Source organism: Streptomyces sp. NPDC005811 (assembly GCF_040630405.1).
Taxonomy (GTDB): domain Bacteria; phylum Actinomycetota; class Actinomycetes; order Streptomycetales; family Streptomycetaceae; genus Streptomyces.
Window position 1 is genome coordinate 26,548 of the sequence record NZ_JBEXXK010000056.1, and the last position, 18,672, is coordinate 45,219.

The 18,672-nt window shown below is 72.7% G+C and carries 14 protein-coding genes and 2 pseudogenes; 12 read left to right on the forward strand and 4 right to left on the reverse strand.

Annotated features, from left to right (window positions below):
* The first annotated feature begins 57 nt into the window (after positions 1-57).
* The 5 genes from ABZ490_RS41420 (at position 58) to ABZ490_RS41440 (ending at position 7,933) form a co-directional block, all read left to right on the forward strand.
* On the forward strand, positions 58-912 hold the full coding sequence (locus ABZ490_RS41420; RefSeq protein WP_359002641.1) for a serine hydrolase: 855 nt from the start codon (positions 58-60) through the stop codon (positions 910-912).
* A gap of 69 nt (positions 913-981) precedes the next feature.
* Positions 982-2,046, forward strand: a complete 1,065-nt coding sequence (locus ABZ490_RS41425; protein WP_359002643.1) for an esterase-like activity of phytase family protein — start codon at positions 982-984, stop codon at positions 2,044-2,046.
* 93 nt (positions 2,047-2,139) lie between these two features.
* On the forward strand, positions 2,140-5,859 hold the full coding sequence (locus ABZ490_RS41430; RefSeq protein ID WP_359002645.1) for an ABC transporter ATP-binding protein: 3,720 nt from the start codon (positions 2,140-2,142) through the stop codon (positions 5,857-5,859).
* A gap of 208 nt (positions 5,860-6,067) precedes the next feature.
* The gene (locus ABZ490_RS41435; RefSeq protein ID WP_359002723.1) at positions 6,068-6,418 is read left to right on the forward strand and encodes a hypothetical protein; all 351 of its coding nucleotides are present in this window, start codon (positions 6,068-6,070) and stop codon (positions 6,416-6,418) included.
* Positions 6,419-6,520: 102 nt separating this feature from the next.
* On the forward strand, positions 6,521-7,933 hold the full coding sequence (locus ABZ490_RS41440) for a S28 family serine protease (RefSeq protein ID WP_359002647.1): 1,413 nt from the start codon (positions 6,521-6,523) through the stop codon (positions 7,931-7,933).
* A 50-nt stretch (positions 7,934-7,983) separates the two neighbouring features.
* On the opposite strand, the gene ABZ490_RS41445 is transcribed toward ABZ490_RS41440, so the two are convergent.
* Together ABZ490_RS41445 and ABZ490_RS41450 are read right to left on the reverse strand one after the other, a co-directional pair.
* Positions 7,984-9,768 (reverse strand): glycoside hydrolase family 3 N-terminal domain-containing protein, encoded by a 1,785-nt coding sequence (locus ABZ490_RS41445; protein ID WP_359002649.1) that lies wholly within the window; start codon positions 9,766-9,768, stop codon positions 7,984-7,986.
* Between the two features lie 155 nt (positions 9,769-9,923).
* A pseudogene (locus ABZ490_RS41450) lies at positions 9,924-10,133 on the reverse strand (LysR family transcriptional regulator); the annotation flags it as partial.
* Between the two features lies 1 nt (position 10,134).
* Here ABZ490_RS41450 and ABZ490_RS41455 point away from each other — a divergent pair.
* The 3 genes and pseudogenes from ABZ490_RS41455 to ABZ490_RS41465 form a co-directional block, all read left to right on the forward strand.
* A pseudogene (locus ABZ490_RS41455) lies at positions 10,135-10,419 on the forward strand (EamA family transporter); the annotation flags it as partial.
* 4 nt (positions 10,420-10,423) lie between these two features.
* On the forward strand, positions 10,424-11,659 hold the full coding sequence (gene aroA / locus ABZ490_RS41460) for a 3-phosphoshikimate 1-carboxyvinyltransferase (RefSeq protein WP_359002651.1): 1,236 nt from the start codon (positions 10,424-10,426) through the stop codon (positions 11,657-11,659).
* Positions 11,656-12,294, forward strand: a complete 639-nt coding sequence (locus ABZ490_RS41465) for a GNAT family protein (protein WP_359002653.1) — start codon at positions 11,656-11,658, stop codon at positions 12,292-12,294. Before aroA ends, ABZ490_RS41465 begins: the two co-directional genes overlap by 4 nt.
* A gap of 123 nt (positions 12,295-12,417) precedes the next feature.
* On the opposite strand, the gene ABZ490_RS41470 is transcribed toward ABZ490_RS41465, so the two are convergent.
* On the reverse strand, positions 12,418-13,350 hold the full coding sequence (locus ABZ490_RS41470; RefSeq protein WP_359002655.1) for a LysR family transcriptional regulator: 933 nt from the start codon (positions 13,348-13,350) through the stop codon (positions 12,418-12,420).
* Between the two features lie 49 nt (positions 13,351-13,399).
* Here ABZ490_RS41470 and ABZ490_RS41475 point away from each other — a divergent pair, with 49 nt between their 5' ends.
* Positions 13,400-14,002, forward strand: coding sequence for an alpha/beta hydrolase (locus ABZ490_RS41475; protein WP_359002657.1), 603 nt, complete (start codon positions 13,400-13,402; stop codon positions 14,000-14,002).
* A gap of 131 nt (positions 14,003-14,133) precedes the next feature.
* Here the strand turns inward: ABZ490_RS41475 and ABZ490_RS41480 are convergent, their stop codons facing one another.
* The gene (locus ABZ490_RS41480; protein ID WP_359002659.1) at positions 14,134-15,180 is read right to left on the reverse strand and encodes a LacI family DNA-binding transcriptional regulator; all 1,047 of its coding nucleotides are present in this window, start codon (positions 15,178-15,180) and stop codon (positions 14,134-14,136) included.
* 293 nt (positions 15,181-15,473) lie between these two features.
* Between ABZ490_RS41480 and ABZ490_RS41485 the strand changes: the two genes are divergently transcribed.
* The 3 genes from ABZ490_RS41485 to ABZ490_RS41495 are packed head-to-tail and all read left to right on the forward strand — an operon-like array spanning position 15,474 to position 18,615.
* On the forward strand, positions 15,474-16,625 hold the full coding sequence (locus tag ABZ490_RS41485) for a Gfo/Idh/MocA family oxidoreductase (RefSeq protein ID WP_359002661.1): 1,152 nt from the start codon (positions 15,474-15,476) through the stop codon (positions 16,623-16,625).
* Entirely contained in the window at positions 16,622-17,776 is a 1,155-nt protein-coding gene (locus ABZ490_RS41490) for a dihydrodipicolinate synthase family protein (protein ID WP_359002663.1), read from the forward strand. The genes ABZ490_RS41485 and ABZ490_RS41490 overlap by 4 nt, the downstream gene beginning before the upstream one ends.
* 41 nt (positions 17,777-17,817) lie before the next feature.
* Positions 17,818-18,615: a sugar phosphate isomerase/epimerase family protein gene (locus ABZ490_RS41495; RefSeq protein ID WP_359002725.1), complete on the forward strand. Its 798-nt coding sequence runs from the start codon at positions 17,818-17,820 to the stop codon at positions 18,613-18,615.
* Positions 18,616-18,672 lie beyond the last annotated feature (57 nt).

An 18,672-nucleotide genomic window follows, 5' to 3' on the forward strand; every position in this document is an offset into this window, starting at 1 on the left:
TTGCCCAATCCCCGCGACTCGTACAACCATTCGCCCGAACTGGTGAGTCAACAGGGCATGACTCACCGGACTCCCAGACGCAGCAGGGTGCTGGCCGCCACCGCCCTCGGCACCGGCGTCCTCCTCACCGGCGTGGCCACCGCCGCGCCCGCCGCGGCTGCCACACCCACCGTCAGCTGCACGTCCAGCAAGGCGACACTGGCCACCAAGTTGAAGAGGGACATCACGGCGGCCCTCGCCAACCGCAAGGGCACCATCGCGGTCGGGCTCTACGACCGCTCCACCAAGACGACCTGCACCCTGCGGGCCTCCACCGCCTACGACTCCGCCAGCGTCGTCAAGGTGACCGTGCTGGCCACCCTGCTGTGGGACGCGCAGAAGACGAACCGGGCGCTCACCAGCACGGAGAAGTCGCTCGCCACCAAGATGATCACGCAGTCGGACAACACCTCCACCTCCACCCTGTGGCGGCAGCTCGGCCTGACGAAGATCAAGGGCTTCCTGGCCGCCGCCGGGATGACCCAGACCAAGCCCGGCGCGGACGGCTACTGGGGCCTGACCCAGATCACCGTGACCGACGAGCAGAAGCTGCTCAAGCTGATCACGGCCTCGAACTCGGTCCTCACCACCGCCTCGCGCACCTACATCAGCACGCTGATGGGCAAGGTCATCTCCTCGCAGCGCTGGGGCACCCCCTACGGCCGGCCCTCGAACGTCACCTGGCACGTCAAGAACGGCTGGCTGTCCCGGGCCACGCACGGCTGGCGCGTCCACAGCGTCGGCACCTTCAAGGGCGGCGGCCACGACTACATGATCACCGTCCTCACCCAGGACAACAGCACCATGAACTACGGCATCACGACCATCCAGGGCGTCGCCAAGGTCATCCACAAGGACCTGGCCGCTTCCTAGGGTCGACCGGGGGCGGCTCTTCAACGGCTCGCCCCCCGCACGTCACCGGCCCGTCCTACGGTGACGCCCATGCGCCTGCGAACCTTACTCGCCACCTTCACCGCCGGCCTGGCGGCGGCCGCCACCCTGACCGCCGCCGGGCCCGCGCACGCCGACGACCCGGCCGCCCACGCCTGTTCGCCCGCGGTCTCCCTGGACCGCTTCTCCGACGCCCTCGACAAGACGACGTACGACGGCACCTTCGTCGGGAACTTCTCCGCCCTCGCGCTCGACCTCCCCCACTCTCGGCTTCGCTCGAGCGGGGGGACCCCCATCGGCTCCCTCGCCGCCCTCTCCGACCGCTCCTCCCTCTTCGACCTGGACGCCCGCACCCTCGCGCCGCGCAAGGCCGTCGCGCTCGCCGACGAGAACGGCGCCGCGCTCGACTCCGAGGGCCTGGTGATCGACCGGGACGGCACCCGCCTCATCACCTCCGAGACCGAGCCGTCCGTCCGCCGCTACAGCACCGACGGCACGATCCTCGACCGCCTCCCGGTCCCCTCGACCCTCCTCGTCGCCCCGGCCGGCCGCGCCACCAGCAACCAGACCTTCGAGGGCCTGACCCTCATGAACGGCGGCCGCACCCTCCTCGCCTCGATGGAGTACGCGATCTCCGGCGACACCGCCGGGATCGTCCGCTTCCAGACCTGGCGGCGCACGAAGGGCGACCACTTCACACCGTCGGCCCAGTACGCCTACCGCACCGACGCCCCCTTCCTCGGCGTCCCCGAGGTCCAGGCCCTCCCCGACGGCCGCCTCCTCGTCCTGGAGCGCGGCTTCACCTCCGGCGTCGGCAACACGGTCCGCCTCTACCTGGCCGACCCGCGCCACGCCACGGACACGAGCGGTGTCGACACGCTCACCGGCCAGGACGGCGTCCGCCTGATCGGGAAGACCCTCCTCACCGACCTCGTGACCTGCCCGACCCTCGGCGCGACCGCCAAGCAGCCCCAGCCGAACCCCCTCCTGGACAACATCGAGGGCATGGTGGTCACAGGCCGCACGAAGGGCACGTACAAGGTCCTCCTGGTGAGCGACGACAACCAGAACGCCACACAGACCACCCGCTTCTCCTACCTGCGGGTACGGGTCTGACCACTCGCTCGGTTTGTTGCGGTGGGATGAAATCCCCCGCCGTCGACGTTGGTGCCTTCCGGTAGAGCAGGTCTGTGATCGGAGGGCTCCGGCGTGAGCGGAAAACAGGGTTGGGCACGGCGGCTGGCCGGATACGCCTGGCGGTATCCGAAGGACGTCGTGCTGGCCCTCGGTTCCAGCCTCGCGGGCATGGCCGTGATGGCCCTCGTCCCCCTGGTCACCAAGGTGATCATCGACGACGTCATCGGCGCCCACACCCGCGACATGGCCCCCTGGGCGGGCCTGCTGATCGTCGCCGCGCTGCTCGTCTACGTCTCCACCTACGTCCGCCGCTACTACGGCGGACGGCTCGCCCTCGACGTCCAGCACGACCTCCGCACGGAGATGTTCGGGACGATCACCCGCCTCGACGGCCGCCGCCAGGACGAGCTGTCCACGGGCCAGGTCGTCGGCCGGGCCACCAGCGACCTCCAGCTGATCCAGGGCCTGCTGTTCATGCTCCCGATGACCATCGGGAACCTCGCCCTCTTCGTGATCTCCCTCGTCGTGATGGCCTGGCTGTCCCTGCCGCTGACCCTGGTCGCCCTCGCGGTCGCCCCGGCCCTGTGGTGGATCGCCAAGCGCAGCCGCAGCCGGCTGCACCCCGCCACCTGGTACGCCCAGGCCCAGGCCGCGGCCGTCGCGGGCGTGGTCGACGGGGCCGTCAGCGGCGTCCGCGTGGTGAAGGGCTTCGGGCAGGAGGAGCAGGAGACCGGCAAGCTCCGCGAGGTCGGCCGCCGGCTCTTCGCGGGACGCCTGCGCACCATCCGGCTGAACTCGCGCTACACCCCCGCCCTCCAGGCCGTCCCCGCCCTCGGCCAGGTCGCGATGCTGGCGCTCGGCGGCTGGCTCGCCGTCCGCGGTCACATCACGCTCGGCACGTTCGTCGCGTTCTCCACCTACCTCGCCCAGCTCGTCGGCCCGGTCCGCATGCTGGCGATGGTCCTCACCGTCGGCCAGCAGGCCCGCGCCGGCACCGAGCGCGTCCTGGAGCTGATCGACACCGAGCCGTCGATGACGGACGGCACCAAGGAACTGCCCGCCGACGCGCCCGCGACCGTCGAGTTCGACGACGTGTCCTTCGGCTACGACACCGACCGCCCCGTCCTCGACGGCCTCAGCTTCGAGATCCGCCCGGGGGAGACCCTCGCCGTCGTCGGCTCCTCCGGCTCCGGCAAGTCGACGGTCTCCCTGCTGCTGCCGCGCTTCTACGACGTGACGCGCGGCGCCGTCCTGATCGGCGGCCACGACGTCCGCGAGCTGACCCAGGACTCGCTGCGGGCCGCGATCGGCCTGGTCCCGGAGGATTCCTTCCTCTTCTCCGACACGGTCCGCGCCAACATCGCGTACGGCCGCCCCGACGCCACCGACGAGCAGATCGAGACCGCCGCCCGCGCCGCCCAGGCCGACCGGTTCATCGCCGAGCTGCCGGACGGCTACGCCACCAAGGTCGGCGAGCACGGACTGACCCTCTCCGGCGGGCAGCGCCAGCGCGTCGCCCTCGCCCGCGCGATCCTCACCGACCCCCGTCTGCTGGTCCTCGACGACGCGACGTCGGCGGTGGACGCGGCCGTCGAGCACGAGATCCACGAGGCGCTCAAGCAGGTCATGGAGGGCCGCACGACCCTTCTCATAGCCCACCGCCGCTCCACCCTCAACCTCGCCGACCGCATCGCCGTCCTCGACGCCGGCCGGCTCGCCGACCTCGGCACCCACGAGGAGCTCCAGGAGCGCTCGGCGCTGTACCGGCGCCTGCTCACCGACCCGGACGAGCTGGGCGGCGTCTCGCCCGGCCACACCCCGCGGGTCGAGAGCGCCGAGGACACCTCCGTACGGGACGAGCTGGACGCCGAGTTCGACGCCGAGCGCGGGGTGACGCCCCGACTGTGGACCGGTGACCGCGAGCCGAAGGACACCGCGCTGGCGGGCATGCCGGCCACGCCCGAGCTGCTCTCCCAGGTGGAGGCGCTGCCGCCCGCCGTCGACACCCCGGACGTGGACGAGGCCCGCGCGGTCACCCCCGAGGAGTCGTACGGCCTGCGCCGGCTGCTGCGCGGCTTCGGCGCCCCGCTGCTGATCAGCCTCGGTCTGGTGGCCGTGGACGCCGGGATGAGCCTGCTGCTGCCGATCATGATCCGGCACGGCATCGACGACGGCGTCAGCCGGCTCGCGCTCGGCGCGGTCTGGACGGCGTCGCTGTTCGCCCTGCTCGCGGTGGCCGTGCAGTGGGCGGCCCAGACCGGCGAGACCCGGATGACCGGCCGCACCGGCGAGCGCGTCCTCTACAGCCTCCGGCTGAAGATCTTCGCCCAGCTCCAGCGCCTCGGGCTCGACTACTACGAGCGCGAGCTGACCGGCCGGATCATGACGCGGATGACCACGGACGTCGACGCCCTGTCGACCTTCCTCCAGACCGGTCTGGTCACGGCCTTCGTCTCGGTCGTCACCTTCTTCGGGATCATGGTCGCCCTGCTGGTGATCGACATCCAGCTGGCCCTGGTCGTCTTCGCGACGCTGCCGCCGCTGATCGTCGCCACGTACTTCTTCCGCAAGGCGAGCGTGAAGGCGTACGAGCTGGCCCGTGAGCGGGTGTCGGTGGTCAACGCCGACCTCCAGGAGTCGGTGTCCGGGCTGCGGATCGTGCAGGCCTTCCGGCGCGAGCGGGACGGCGGGGCGCGGTTCGCCGAGCGCAGCGACAGCTACCGCCAGGCCCGGATCCGGGGCCAGTGGCTGATCTCGATCTACTTCCCGTTCGTCCAGCTGCTGTCGTCCGTGGCCGCCGCGGCCGTGCTGATCGCGGGCGCGGGCCGGGTGGACGCGGCGACGCTGACGACCGGCGCGCTGGTCGCGTACCTGCTCTACATCGACCTGTTCTTCGCCCCGGTGCAGCAGCTCTCCCAGGTCTTCGACGGCTACCAGCAGGCGACCGTCTCCCTGGGCCGGATCCAGGAGCTGCTGCGGGAGCCGACCTCCACCCGGTCGGCCGACACGCCGCTGGAGGTCCCCTCGCTGCGCGGCGAGATCGCCTTCGAGGACGTGCGCTTCGCTTACGGCGCGGACGAGGAGGCGCTCGGCGGCATCGACCTGCGCGTCCCCGCCGGGCAGACCGTCGCCTTCGTCGGCGAGACGGGCGCCGGCAAGTCGACCCTGGTCAAGCTGGTGGCCCGGTTCTACGACCCGACGTCCGGCCGGGTGACGGTCGACGGCACGGATCTGCGCACGCTCGACATCACCGCGTACCGCCACCGGCTCGGGGTCGTCCCCCAGGAGGCGTACCTCTTCCCGGGCACCGTCCGGGACGCGATCGCCTACGGCCGCCCGGACGCCACGGACGCCGAGGTCGAAGGGGCCGCGCGGGCGGTCGGCGCCCACGAGATGATCGCCACCCTCGACGGCGGCTACCTCCACGAGGTCGCCGAACGCGGCCGCAACCTCTCCGCGGGCCAGCGCCAGCTCATCGCCCTGGCCCGCGCGGAGCTCGTCGACCCGGACATCCTGCTCCTCGACGAGGCCACCGCCGCCCTGGACCTGGCGACGGAAGCCCAGGTCAACCAGGCCACCGACCGCCTGGCGGGCCGCCGTACCACGCTGGTCGTCGCCCACCGGCTGACCACCGCCGCCCGCGCGGACCGGGTGGTCGTCATGGACCACGGCCGGGTCGTGGAGGACGGCACCCACGACGAGCTGCTCGCCCTCGACGGACGGTACGCCCGGCTGTGGCGGACCTTCGTCGGCGCGGCCGAACCGGAGGAGCCCGTCGGCGCGTCCCGCTGACGGCCGTGCAACCTCCGGCGCGTCTCGGGCGTCCGTACATCAGTACGGCAAGCACGTGTACGGCAGTCGTGTGCACCGCACGTGGATGTACGGCACGTGGGTGCGGCATCGCGTACGGCGAACGTGGGAGGGGTCGGGGACCGTGGGCAAGGACGCGCGGGGTGGGCCGGGCACACCGGGAGCGCTGAGGCGACGGCTGGCGGTCGGGATGGCCCTGCTGACCGCCTCCGGGGTGCTGGCGCTCGCGGCGCCGGGCGAGGCCGGGGCCGCGTCCGCGCGCTGCGAGGGGCGCAGGGTGAAGACCCTGACCTTCACCACCGGCTATGTGAACATCTACAAGCGCGACGGCACCGTCTGCGCCATGACCTTCCAGAACAACCCCGGCCGGGACCGGCGCATGACGGTCAGCGTGCAGGCGCGCGGTCTCGTCCCGGTGCCCGCCGCCGGGGTGCGCCCCCGCAGCATCGGCCCGGTGCAGACCCACGCCGGACACCGCTGCGTACGGGTGAAGGGCTCCGTCGGCACCGGCTCGGTCAGCACCGGCTGGATCCTGTGCTGACCCCCGCGCTCGCCCCCTGAATCCCAACGCCCCCTGGTGCGACGGGTGTTGACCCGGATAGCTTCCGGTTCACATCTGTCTCACAGGGAAGGGTGCACGCGCATGCGCAAGGCGCTCAGATGGCTGCTGGCCCTCACCGTGCTCATAGGCACGCTGAGCACGGCGGGGGCGGCCACCGCCGCCGAGCCGGAGCCCACGGACATCAAGGACCGACTCCTCTCCGTTCCGGGCATGAGCCTGATCCAGGAGAAGCCGTATCCGGGCTACCGCTACTTCGTCCTGAACTACACCCAGCCGGTCGACCACCGGCACCCGTCCGCCGGCACCTTCCAGCAGCGGATCACCGTGCTGCACAAGGACGTCAGCCGCCCCACGGTCTTCTACACCGGCGGCTACAACGTCTCCACCACCCCCAGCCGCCGTGAGCCGACCCAGATTGTCGACGGCAACCAGGTCTCCATGGAGTACCGCTTCTTCACCCCGTCCCGCCCCGACCCGGCCGACTGGTCCAAGCTGGACATCTGGCAGGCGGCGAGCGACCAGCACCGCATCTTCACGGCGCTGAAGAAGATCTACCCCGAGAACTGGATCTCCACGGGCGGCTCCAAGGGCGGTATGACCGCCACGTACTACGAGCGTTTCTACCCCAAGGACATGGACGGCGTGGTGGCCTACGTCGCCCCCAACGACGTCGTGAACGACGAGGACTCGGCCTACGACCGCTTCTTCGCCGCGGTCGGCACCAAGGAGTGCCGCGACCGGCTGAACGCGGTGCAGCGCGAGGCGCTGGTGCGCCGCGCGCCGCTGGAGAAGAAGTACGAGGCCTACGCGGCCGAGAACGGCTACACGTTCACCACCATCGGCAGCCTCGACCGCGCCTACGAGGCCGTCGTCCTGGACTACGTCTGGGGCTTCTGGCAGTACAGCCTGCTCGCGGACTGCGCCACGATCCCCGCGGACGCGGCCACCGCCACCGACGACGAGATCTGGACGTCCATCGACACGATCTCGGGTTTCTCGTTCTACACGGACCAGGGCCTGGAGCCGTACACCCCGTACTACTACCAGGCGGGCACCCAGCTCGGCGCGCCCACCATCCGGTTCCCGCACATCGAGAAGAAGTACATCCGCTACGGCTACCAGCCGCCGCGCAACTTCGTCCCGCGCGACATCCCGATGCGCTTCCAGCCCCGGGCCATGCACGACGTCGACAGCTGGGTGCGGCAGCACGCCCGGCACATGCTCTTCGTCTACGGCCAGAACGACCCCTGGGGCGCGGAACGCTTCCGCCTCGGCAAGGGCGCGAAGGACTCCTACGTGTTCACGGCGCCCGGCCTGAACCACGGCGCGAACGTGGCGGGTCTGACGGCCGACCGGAAGAGCCTCGCCACCGCCCGCATCCTGTCCTGGGCGGGCGTCCCGACCTCCGCGGTCACCGCGGCCAGGCCGCTGGCGAAGTTCGACTCGAAGCTGGACGTCCGGGACGTGGAACGGGAGCCGACCCTGCGTCCCTGACCCGATCTGACCCGACCTGCCCCGACCTGATCCGACCTGATCTGGCGTGCTCAGTACGTCAGGCCGTGGCCCAGGGGATACAGCACCCGTGCCGGATCGTCCGCCCGTGGCACCGGCACGGGGAGCCTCCCCTGCGGCCCGGCCGCCCCCGCGATCACCCGGGCGGCGGCGCGCAGTTCGACGTCGGTCCAGGAGTAGGCGGCCAGGAAGGCCCGTACGGACGGCAGTTGAGCCACGTCGTACGGGTTGCGCACGGCGACCGCCACCACCGGGCGGCCGGTCGCCGTCAGCCGTTCGACCAGGGTGCGCTGGGGGCTCGCGGCGGTGACGTTGTACGTCGCGACGACCACCGCGTCCGTCCCGCCCGCCGCCCCCACCGCCCGCTCGATCGTCCCGGCGGACGGGTCCGTCCCGGTGGACAGCGCCGTCGCCGTGAAACCCAGGGCCGTGAGGGCGTCGGCCAGGACCGTGGTGGGCGGGCCCGTGGTGCCGGTCGGGGAGGCCGGATCGGCGCCCAGGACGAGGAGCCGGGGGTGCGCGCGGGGTGAGAGGGGCAGCAGCGGGCCCTCGTTGACCAGCAGGGTCGTCGTCCCTGCGGCGATCCGGTCGGCCTCGGCCAGGTGCTCCGGGCGCCCCACCAGCCGGCCGACGGCTTCGGGATCGGCGTACGGCTCGGCGAACAGCCCCAGCTTCTCCTTCAGCCGCAGGATCCGCAGCACCGACGCGTCGAGCCGCTCCTCGGTGAGCTCCCCGTCCTGTACGGCCTTCAGGACCGCGCCGTGCGCGAGGGCGAGGTCGGGCGGGTCGAGGAGCTGGTCCACGCCCGCCGCGAGGGCGAGCACCGGCACCCGGTCGTCGCCGTACCGGGTGCGGACGCCCGCCATCCCGAGGGCGTCGGTGACCACGACCCCGTCGTAGCCGAGCCGTTCGCGCAGGATGCCGGTGATGACGGGGCGGGAGAGGGTCGCCGGGTCGCCGGAGGCGTCGAGGGCGGGCACCAGGAGATGGCCCGTCATGATCGCGTCGACGCCGGCCGCGATCGCCGCGCGGAAGGGGGCCGCGTCCAGCCTCTCCCAGACCTCCCGGGTGTGCGTGATGACCGGGAAGCCGGTGTGGCTGTCGACAGCGGTGTCCCCGTGCCCCGGGAAGTGCTTGGCGGTGGCCGCGACCCCGGCCTCCTGGTAACCCCGCACCTCCTCGGCGACCAGGGCGGCCACCGCCTCCGGACCGGCGCCGAACGAGCGGACGCCGATCACCGGGTTGGCCGGGTTCACGTTCACGTCGGCCACGGGGGAGTAGTTCTGCCGGATGCCCATCGCCCGCAGTTCGCGCCCGGCGATCCGGCCGAGGGCGCGGGCGTCGGCCCCGGACCCGCTCGCCCCGAGGGCCATCGCGCCGGGGAAGAGCGTGGCGGGCCTGCCGATGCGGCAGACGATGCCGTGCTCCTGGTCGGTGGAGATCAGCACGGGCACACCGCGAGGCCGCGCGAGCGCGGCACGCTGGATGCCGTCGGACAGCTCGGCGATCTGACGCGGGTCGCGGGTGTTGTGCGCCCAGCCGAAGTAGATGATCCCGCCCACGTGGTACTTCGCGACCAGCTCGGCGGCGGTGCGGACGCCGAGTTCCGCCAGGTTGGCGTCGGCGTCGGCCGGGTCGGGCTCGGTGGCCGAGTGGCCGTACACCCGGGCCACGAAGAGCTGGCCGACCTTCTCCGCCAGGCTCATCCGGGACAGCAGGGCGGCCGGGCGGCCGTCGTCCGCCCGGGCCGCGCCGCCGACGGCGAGCGCGGCGGTGACGCCCGCTCCGGCGGCGAGGACGGAACGTCGGGAGGGCATGGGCGCGCTCCTTCAGGGGTGGGGGGGGAGACGAGGGCGGGTGAGGGGGAGGGCTGGGGCGCACGCTACCCGTGCCGGTGCCGCCATCGGCGCATTGACGGCCCACGGATGACGCTCACGGCTGTTCCCGCGGAGGCTGTTCCCGCGGACGGCGCTCACGGCTGCCCATGGGCCGACATCCTCGGCCACCACTCCCGCAGCACCCGTACCGTCTCCGCGATCGCCGGCCGCCGAGCCGCCCCCGCGCGCCACACCGCGTACAGCCGCCGTACCGGCATCGGGCCGGCCGCGACCAGGGCGACGAGCGTCGGATTCTCCTCGGCGGTGTGCACCAGGTCCGGCTCGTGCCCCGCCGCGCGCATCGTGGGCCGGCTGCTGCGCCGCCACCCCGCGTCCACCGTCGCCCCCTTCGCCCCCTTCGCCCTGCTGGTCCCCGTCTTCGGCATGTCGTCGGCGGCCCTGTTCCTCGGCGAGCCGATCAGCGGCCTGCGCCGGTGCGCGGCGGCCCTCCTGGTGGGCGGGGTGGCCCTGACCTCACTGGCACCGGCACGGACGGCGACCGCGCCCCCGTCGCCCGCGCCCGCGCCGGCTCCTTTCCCGGTCCATCCCGTGGACTTGCCCCCGGCGGAGGGGGTGCGCACGGGATCATGAGGGCATGGCCCTCGTCGACATCCCCGGTTCCAAGTCCATCACCGCCCGTGCCCTGTTCCTCGCGGCCGCCGCCGACGGTGTCACCACCCTCCAGCGGCCCCTGCGTTCGGACGACACGGAGGGCTTCGCCGAAGGGCTGGCCCGGCTCGGCTACCGCGTCGGCCGTACCCCGGACAGCTGGCAGGTCGACGGCCGCCCGCAGGGCCCCGCCGTCGCCGAGGCCGACGTCTACTGCCGGGACGGCGCGACGACCGCCCGCTTCCTGCCCACCCTCGCCGCGGCCGGCCACGGCACCTACCGCTTCGACGCCTCGCCCCAGATGCGCCGCCGCCCCCTCCTCCCGCTCACCCGCGCCCTGCGCGACCTCGGCGTGGACCTGCGGCACGAGGAGGCCGAGGGCCACCACCCGCTCACCGTCGCCGCGCACGGCGTCGAGGGCGGCGAGGTGGTGCTGGACGCCGGCCAGTCCTCCCAGTACCTGACCGCCCTCCTCCTGCTCGGCCCGCTCACCCGCACCGGCCTGCGCATCACCGTCACCGACCTGGTCTCCGTGCCGTACGTGGAGATCACGCTCGCGATGATGCGGTCCTTCGGCGTGGAGGTCGGCCGCGAGGGCGGCACGTACGTCGTCCCGCCGGGCGGCTACCGCGCCACCACCTACCCGATCGAACCCGACGCCTCCACCTCCAGCTACTTCTTCGCGGCGGCCGCGCTCACCGGCGGCGAGGTCACGGTGGCCGGCCTCGGCGAGGGCGCGCTCCAGGGCGACCTGGGCTTCGTGGAGGTGCTGCGCCGGATGGGCGCCCGGGTGGAGATCGCCACGGACCGCACCACGGTGCGGGGCACCGGCGAACTCCACGGCGTCACCGTGAACATGCGGGACATCTCCGACACCATGCCGACCCTCGCCGCGATCGCCCCCTTCGCCTCGGGCCCGGTGCGTATCGAGGACGTCGCCAACACCCGCGTGAAGGAGTGCGACCGCCTCGACGCCTGCGCGGAGAACCTGCGCCGGCTCGGCGTGGACGTGACGACCGGCGAGGACTGGATCGAGATCCGGCCGGGCGTGCCGAGCGGCGCGGAGATCAAGACGTACGGCGACCACCGCATCGTCATGTCCTTCGCGGTGACCGGCCTGCGCACCCCCGGAATCTCGTTCGACGACCCGGGCTGCGTCCGCAAGACTTTCCCGGGTTTCCACGAGGCGTTCGCGCGGTTGAAGGGGGAGATCGTCGGGTGAGTTCCATTCTGCGGGGGCCGGTGCTCCAGGGCACGCTGGTGCGCCTGGAGCCGCTGGAGAAGCGGCATGCGGCGGGGCTGGCGCTGGCGGCTGAGGAGAACCGGGGGACGTACGCGTTCACCTGGGTGCCCAGAGCGGACGAGGTCGAGGCCTATCTCGACGCCCAGTTCGCCCGTGCCGCCACGGGCCGTCTCGCGCCCTACGCGCAGGTGTCCCTCGCCGACGGGCGGGTGGTCGGCGCCACCTCGTACTGGGAGCCGCGCCGCTGGCGCTCGGACGACCGGCTGGACGCCGTCGAGATCGGCTTCACCTGGCTGGCGGCCTCCGCCCAGGGCACGGGCGTCAACGCGGAGGCCAAACTGCTCCTGTTCCGCCACGCCTTCGAGGAGTGGGGCGTCTCGCGCGTCGACCTCAAGACCGACGCCCGCAACGCACGCTCCCGCGCGGCCATCGAGAGCGTGGGCGCCCGCTTCGAGGGCGTCCTGCGCAACTGGTCCCGCTCCTGGGCCCCCGGGGAGGAGGACCTCCTCCGCGACTCCGCGATCTTCGCGATCACGGCCGAGGAGTGGCCCGAGCGGCGCGCGGCGCTGGAGCGCCGGGTGGCGCGTTTCCGAGGGACCGCCCCCGCGCGGTGACCGTGCCCCCGATCAGCTGAGGGCGGCCGCCGCTGCCCCGCAGTTCCTCCCGTACGGCGCCGGCTGCGGATCAGCCGGGGGTGGCCGCCGCCTGCAACTCCCCCCGTACGGCGCCGGCCCCGATCAGCTGAGGGCGGCCGCCGCCGCCCGCAGCTCCTCCCGTACGGCGCCCAGCACGGGATCCCCCTCCGCCCCCGCCCGTACGGCGAGGAAGACGTTCCGCGAGGGCGGCTCACCCTCGGCGGGGCGCAGGACCGGCGCACGCCGGACATGGACGGAGCGCACCAGCCGGGGCACGAGCGCGACCCCCGCCCCCGCCTCCACCAGCGCGGCCACGGCGGCCCAGTCGTCGACGGCGTGCCGGATGTCGGGCGTGAAACCGGCCGCCGCGCACACCGAACGGGTCACCGCACCGCAGCAGCTCGCCGCGTCGCCGACGATCCACACCTCCCTGGCCAGCTCCCGCAGCGGCACCTCGGCGCGGTCCGTGAGCCGGTGGCCGGGCGGGAGGGCCACGTCGAGGATGTCGGTGAGGAGGTCCTCGCGGCTGTAGCGGGGGTCGGTGTGCGGGGGCACGGCGGCGAAGTCGACCGCCACGGCGACATCGAGCTGCCCGGCGTCCAGCGCGGTGAACAGATCCGGCGGCTGGGCCTCGACGACGTCGACCCGCAGCTGCGGCAGCCGCTCGCGCAGGCCGCGCAGCGCCGTGGGCAGCAGCCCCAGGATGCCGCTGGAGAAACAGCCGACGGTCACCGTGCCCCGGCCGCCGTCGGAGTACGCCGCGAGATCGGCGCGGGCCCGTTCCAGCTGGGCGGCGATGACATCGGCGTGGGCGAGGAGCACCCGGGCCTGGCCGGTGAGCCGTACACCTCTGCCGTCGCGTTCGGTGAGGGGGACGCCCAGGTCACGGGCGAGGGCGGCGAGCTGCTGGGAGATCGCCGAGGGGGTGAGGTGCAGGGCCTCGGCGGTCCGCGCGAGGCTGCCGCGGCGCTGCAGTTCGCGCAGGACGGTGAGGCGCCGCAGATCGAGAGTGAAGGCGCTGCTTAACGGTTCCACCGTAGAAGATTAACTGGACCTGACCGATCCGGAGGGCAATGATCAAACCATGCCCACCACACCCTCACCCGCCTTCCTCATCCTCCACGGCTGGCAGAACCACCGCCCCGAGGCCCACTGGCAGCACTGGCTGGCCGACCGCCTCACCGCCCTCGGCCACGCCGTGACGTACCCCCAGCTCCCCGACCCGGACACCCCGTCCCTGGAGGCCTGGCTCACCGCACTGGAGGGCCATCTGACCGACTTCGCCCCCGTCACGGCCTCCGGACGGGTCGTGATCGCCCACAGCCTCTCCGCGGTCCTCTGGCTGCACGCCGCCGCCCGCGCCCTCCCCGGTGTCACCGCCCCCGACCGCGTCCTCCTGGTGGCCCCGCCGTCGGCCTCGGTCGTCCTGGGCCACCCGGAGATCGCCGAGTTCGCACCCCCGCCGCTGCCCGGCCTCCGCCTCCCCACCCCCACCCGTCTGGTGGCGGGCGACGACGACCCGTACCTTCCCGAGGGCGCCCAGGCCGCCTACGGCACCCCGCTGGGCCTCACGGCCGCGGTACTCCCCGGAGCGGGCCATCTGGACCTGGACGCGGGCTACGGCCCCTGGCCGTCGGTGCTGGAGTGGTGCCTGGACCCGGCGGCGGGACCGATAGGCATGGGCTGACTCAATCAGCCCGTCTGGGGGTGCCCCCTCTGGGGGAGTTCGAGGACGAGGCCCGTTCAGGGCTGAAGCGGGGGCCCGGGGGGCCCGGAGACGGTCACTCCAGCACCGGCCACCCGGACGGCGAACGGCGCCTAAACCCGCGGCACCCCGGAGGACCCCCGCACCATCAACTCCCCCCGCACCGTCGCGATCCCCCCGGGCGGCGGCTCCTCCCGCCCCATCGCGATCCGCCCCGCCCGAGCCCCCGCCTCCGCCAACGGCAACCGCACCGTCGTCAGCGAAGGCACCGCGTCGATGCTGAACGGCAGATCGTCGAACCCGGCCACCGACACGTCCTCAGGGATCCGCAGCCCGGAGTCCCGCAGCGCCGCGCACGCGCCCAGCGCGACGGAGTCGTTCGCCGCGACCACCGCCGTCAGGCTCGGATCCCGCCGCAGCAGCTCCAGCGTGGCCTCGTACCCCGCCCGCCGGTCGTACCGCCCGTGCACGGTCCACCGGGGATCCTCCTCGATCCCCGCGGCCTCCAGCGCCGCCCGGTGCCCCTCCAGCCGGTGCCGGGTCGTCGTCCGCTCCTCGGGGCCCGCGATGTACCCGAGCCGCCGGTGCCCGAGCCCGATCAGGTGCTCGGTCAGCTCCCGCCCGCCGCCCCGGTTGTCGAAGGTGAGCGCGATCGCCGAGGTGTCCGGCGCCGGCGGCCGCCCGCACAGCACGATCCGCGTCCCCGCCTCCCCGAGCTTGCGCAGCTTCGACGCCATCGCCGCCGCGTGCGGCTCGTTCTCCATGGCCCCGCCGGTCAGCACCACGGCCGCGGCCCGCTGCCGCTGCAACAGGGTCAGATAGGTCAGCTCGCGCTCCGGCGAGCCTCCGGTGTTGCAGACCACCGCCAGTCGCTCGCCCCCGGCGCGCCCGCCGGGTCCCCCGATCTCCCCCTGGATCGCACTGGCCATGATCCCGAAGAAGGGGTCGGCGATGTCGTTGACCAGGATCCCCACCAGGTCGGAGGTCGCCGCCGCGAGCGCGCTCGCGGGTCCGTTCAGCACATAGTCCAGCTCGTCCACAGCCCGCAGCACCCGTTCACGGGTGGATGCGGCGACGGGATAGTTCCCGTTCAGCACGCGCGACACCGTCGCGGGCGAGACCTGCGCGCGGGCCGCCACGTCCGCCAGGGTCACCGTCATCTGTTCGTCCTCCGGTCACGCATCTCGTCGTACGTCCCCATACGTCCACGTACTCATACGTCCACGTAAGACAGGCCGGCCGCGGTCGCGGTTCCGGGCGTGTCCGAGCAGACCCTACGGCCACAACCCCCTCTTGTTCGCCCCCTCGAACAACTCGGGATGGACACGGTCTTGTCCGGACCACGGGTCAGAGGCTAGCTTGACCTCGTATAGAAAGCGCTTGCTGTAACGCTGATCAGGAAGAGGCGTACGCGGCGCACACCACCGCGTACTACGCCTACGAAGGGACCGACGTGACACGCAAGACGGTGCGTATCGCCATGAACGGCGTGACGGGGCGCATGGGCTACCGCCAGCACCTCGTCCGCTCCATCCTCGCCCTGCGCGAACAGGGCGGACTCGACCTCGGGGACGGCACCGTGCTGTGGCCGGAACCGATCCTCGTCGGCCGCCGCGAGCACGCCCTGAAGGCGCTCGCCGAGCAGCACGGCCTGGAGCACTGGGCCACCGACGTGGACGAGGTCCTCGCCGACCCGACCGTGGACATCTACTTCGACGCCCAGGTCACCTCCGCCCGCGAGGAGGCGCTCAAGAAGGCGATCGCCGCGGGCAAGCACATCTACACCGAGAAGCCGACCGCGACCGGCCTGGAGGGCGCCCTGGAACTCGCCAGGCTCGCTCAGGAAAAGGGCGTCAAGCACGGCGTCGTCCAGGACAAGCTGTTCCTGCCCGGCCTGCTCAAGCTGAAGCGCCTGATCGACGGCGGCTTCTTCGGCCGGATCCTCTCCATCCGCGGCGAGTTCGGCTACTGGGTCTTCGAGGGCGACTGGCAGACCGCCCAGCGCCCCTCCTGGAACTACCGCTCCGAGGACGGCGGCGGCATCGTCGTGGACATGTTCCCGCACTGGGAGTACGTCCTGCACGAGCTGTTCGGCCGGGTGAAGTCCGTCCAGGCCCTCACCGCCACCCACATCCCGCAGCGCTGGGACGAGAGCGACAAGCCCTACGACGCCACGGCCGACGACGCGGCGTACGGCGTCTTCGAGCTCGAGGGCGGCGCCATCGCGCAGATCAACTCCTCCTGGGCGGTCCGCGTCAACCGCGACGAACTCGTCGAGTTCCAGGTCGACGGCACCGAGGGCTCCGCCGTCGCGGGCCTGCGCAACTGCCGCGTCCAGCACCGCTCGCTCACCCCGAAGCCGGTCTGGAACCCCGACATCCCGGCCACCTACTCCTTCCGCGACCAGTGGCAGGAGGTCCCGGACAACGGCGACTTCGACAACGGCTTCAAGGCACAGTGGGAGCTGTTCCTCAAGCACGTCTACGCCGATGCCGCCTACCACTGGGACCTGCTCGCCGGTGCCCGCGGCGTCCAGCTCGCCGAGCTGGGCCTGAAGTCCTCGGCCGAGGGCCGACGCCTCGACGTCCCGGAGATCGCGCTGTGACCATCCAGCTCCCCGACTTCAAGAGCGGTTTCCGGGCGTACGAGCCCCGTCAGGAGCCCCTGGCGCTCACCCCGGGCACCCCCTTCACCTCCCGTACGGTCTACTCGGCGGCGCACGTCGTCGCCGACCCCTTCGCGGACGCGACCCCCGATTCCCCCGCCGCCGTCGACTGGGACGCCACCCTCGCCTTCCGCCGCCACCTGTGGTCGCACGGGCTCGGTGTCGCCGAGGCGATGGACACCGCCCAGCGCGGCATGGGCCTGGACTGGGCGGGCGCGGCCGAGCTGATCCGCCGCAGCGCCGCCGAGGCGAAGGCGGTCGGCGGCCGTATCGCCTGCGGCGTCGGCACCGACCAGCTCACCGGCCCCGCGTCCCTCGCCGAGGTCCGCACGGCGTACGAGGAGCAGCTCGCCCTCGTCGAGGCCGCCGGCGCCCGGACGATCCTGATGGCGTCCCGCGCCCTCGCCGCGGCGGCCTCCGGCCCCGAGGACTACCTCGAGGTCTACGGCCACCTCCTGCGCCAGGCGTCCGAGCCGGTGATCCTGCACTGGCTGGGCCCGATGTTCGACCCGGCGCTGGAGGGCTACTGGGGCTCGTCCGACCTCGACGCGGCGACGGACACCTTCCTGGAGGTCATCGCCGCGCACCCCGACAAGGTCGACGGCATCAAGGTCTCGCTGCTGGACGCCGGGCGGGAGATCGACATCCGCCGCCGGCTCCCGCAGGGCGTCCGCTGCTACACGGGCGACGACTTCAACTACCCCGAGCTGATCGCGGGCGACGAGCAGGGCTTCAGCCACGCCCTGCTCGGCATCTTCGACCCGCTGGGCCCGCTGGCGGCGGAGGCGGTCCGCGTCCTGGACACGGGCGACACGGCGGGCTTCCGCGCCCTGCTCGACCCCACGGTCGAACTCTCCCGCCACCTCTTCCAGACGCCGACCCGCTTCTACAAGACGGGCGTGGTGTTCCTGGCCTGGCTGGCGGGCCACCAGTCGCACTTCACGATGGTCGGCGGCCTGCAGTCGGCCCGCTCCCTCCCGCACTTCGCGCGTGCCTACGAACTCGCCGACGGCCTGGGCCTGTTCCCCGACCCGAAGCTGGCCGAGGACCGTATGAAGAGCCTCCTCGCCCTGTACGGAGTGACGCAGTGACCGCCTCCCCGTCCTCCCTCTCCCGCTTCTCCGTCAACCAGATGACGGTGAAGCAGCTGTCGATGCCCGAACTGGTGGACACCTGCCTGGAGCTGGGTGTCCCCGGGGTGGGCCTGTGGCGCGAGCCGGTCCGGTCCCACGGCCTGGAGGCGACGGCCAAACTGATCCGCGACGCGGGTCTGACGGTCACCACCCTCTGCCGCGGCGGCTTCTTCACGGCGATCGACCCGGCCGAACGCGCCGAGGCCCTGGACGACAACCGCCGCGCGATCGAGGAGGCGGCCACCCTCGGCACCGAGGTCCTGGTCCTGGTCTCCGGCGGCCTCCCGGCCGGCTCCAAGGACCTGCACGGGGCCCGCGAACGCATCGCGGACGCCCTCTCGACCCTCGGCCCCTACGCCGAACAGCACGGCGTCCGCCTGGCCATCGAGCCCCTCCACCCCATGTACGCCGCCGACCGCTGCGTGGTCTCCACCCTCACCCAGGCCCTGGACCTCGCGGAACGCTTCCCGGCCCACCAGGTCGGCGTCACGGTCGACACGTACCACATCTGGTGGGACGACCAGGCCCCCGCGCAGATCGCCCGCGCGGGCGCTTCGGGCCGTATCCACACCTTCCAGCTGGCCGACTGGACGACCCCCCTCCCCGAGGGCGTCCTCAACGGCCGCGGCCAGATCGGCGACGGTGCGATCGACATGCGCGAGTGGCAGGGATACGTCGAGGCGGCCGGCTACACGGGCCCGATCGAGGTCGAGCTGTTCAACGACGGCCTGTGGGCACGCGACGGCCGCGAGGTCCTGGCCGAGACGGCGGAGAGGTTCGTCCAGCACACGCTCTGACCTCGCGCCGCAGGAACACGGGGCGGCCGCCGGATGTCCGGAAACGTCCGGCGGCCG

Coding starts and splice junctions, on each gene's coding strand:
- aroA (WP_359002651.1), top strand. CDS start 10,424: ATGGCCCTCGTCGACATCCCCGGTTCCAAGTCCATCACCGCCCGTGCC.
- ABZ490_RS41435 (WP_359002723.1), top strand. CDS start 6,068: ATGGCCCTGCTGACCGCCTCCGGGGTGCTGGCGCTCGCGGCGCCGGGC.
- ABZ490_RS41440 (WP_359002647.1), top strand. CDS start 6,521: ATGCGCAAGGCGCTCAGATGGCTGCTGGCCCTCACCGTGCTCATAGGC.
- ABZ490_RS41475 (WP_359002657.1), top strand. CDS start 13,400: ATGCCCACCACACCCTCACCCGCCTTCCTCATCCTCCACGGCTGGCAG.
- ABZ490_RS41445 (WP_359002649.1), bottom strand. CDS start 9,768: ATGCCCTCCCGACGTTCCGTCCTCGCCGCCGGAGCGGGCGTCACCGCC.
- ABZ490_RS41425 (WP_359002643.1), top strand. CDS start 982: ATGCGCCTGCGAACCTTACTCGCCACCTTCACCGCCGGCCTGGCGGCG.
- ABZ490_RS41495 (WP_359002725.1), top strand. CDS start 17,818: ATGACGGTGAAGCAGCTGTCGATGCCCGAACTGGTGGACACCTGCCTG.
- ABZ490_RS41420 (WP_359002641.1), top strand. CDS start 58: ATGACTCACCGGACTCCCAGACGCAGCAGGGTGCTGGCCGCCACCGCC.
- ABZ490_RS41480 (WP_359002659.1), bottom strand. CDS start 15,180: ATGACGGTGACCCTGGCGGACGTGGCGGCCCGCGCGCAGGTCTCGCCC.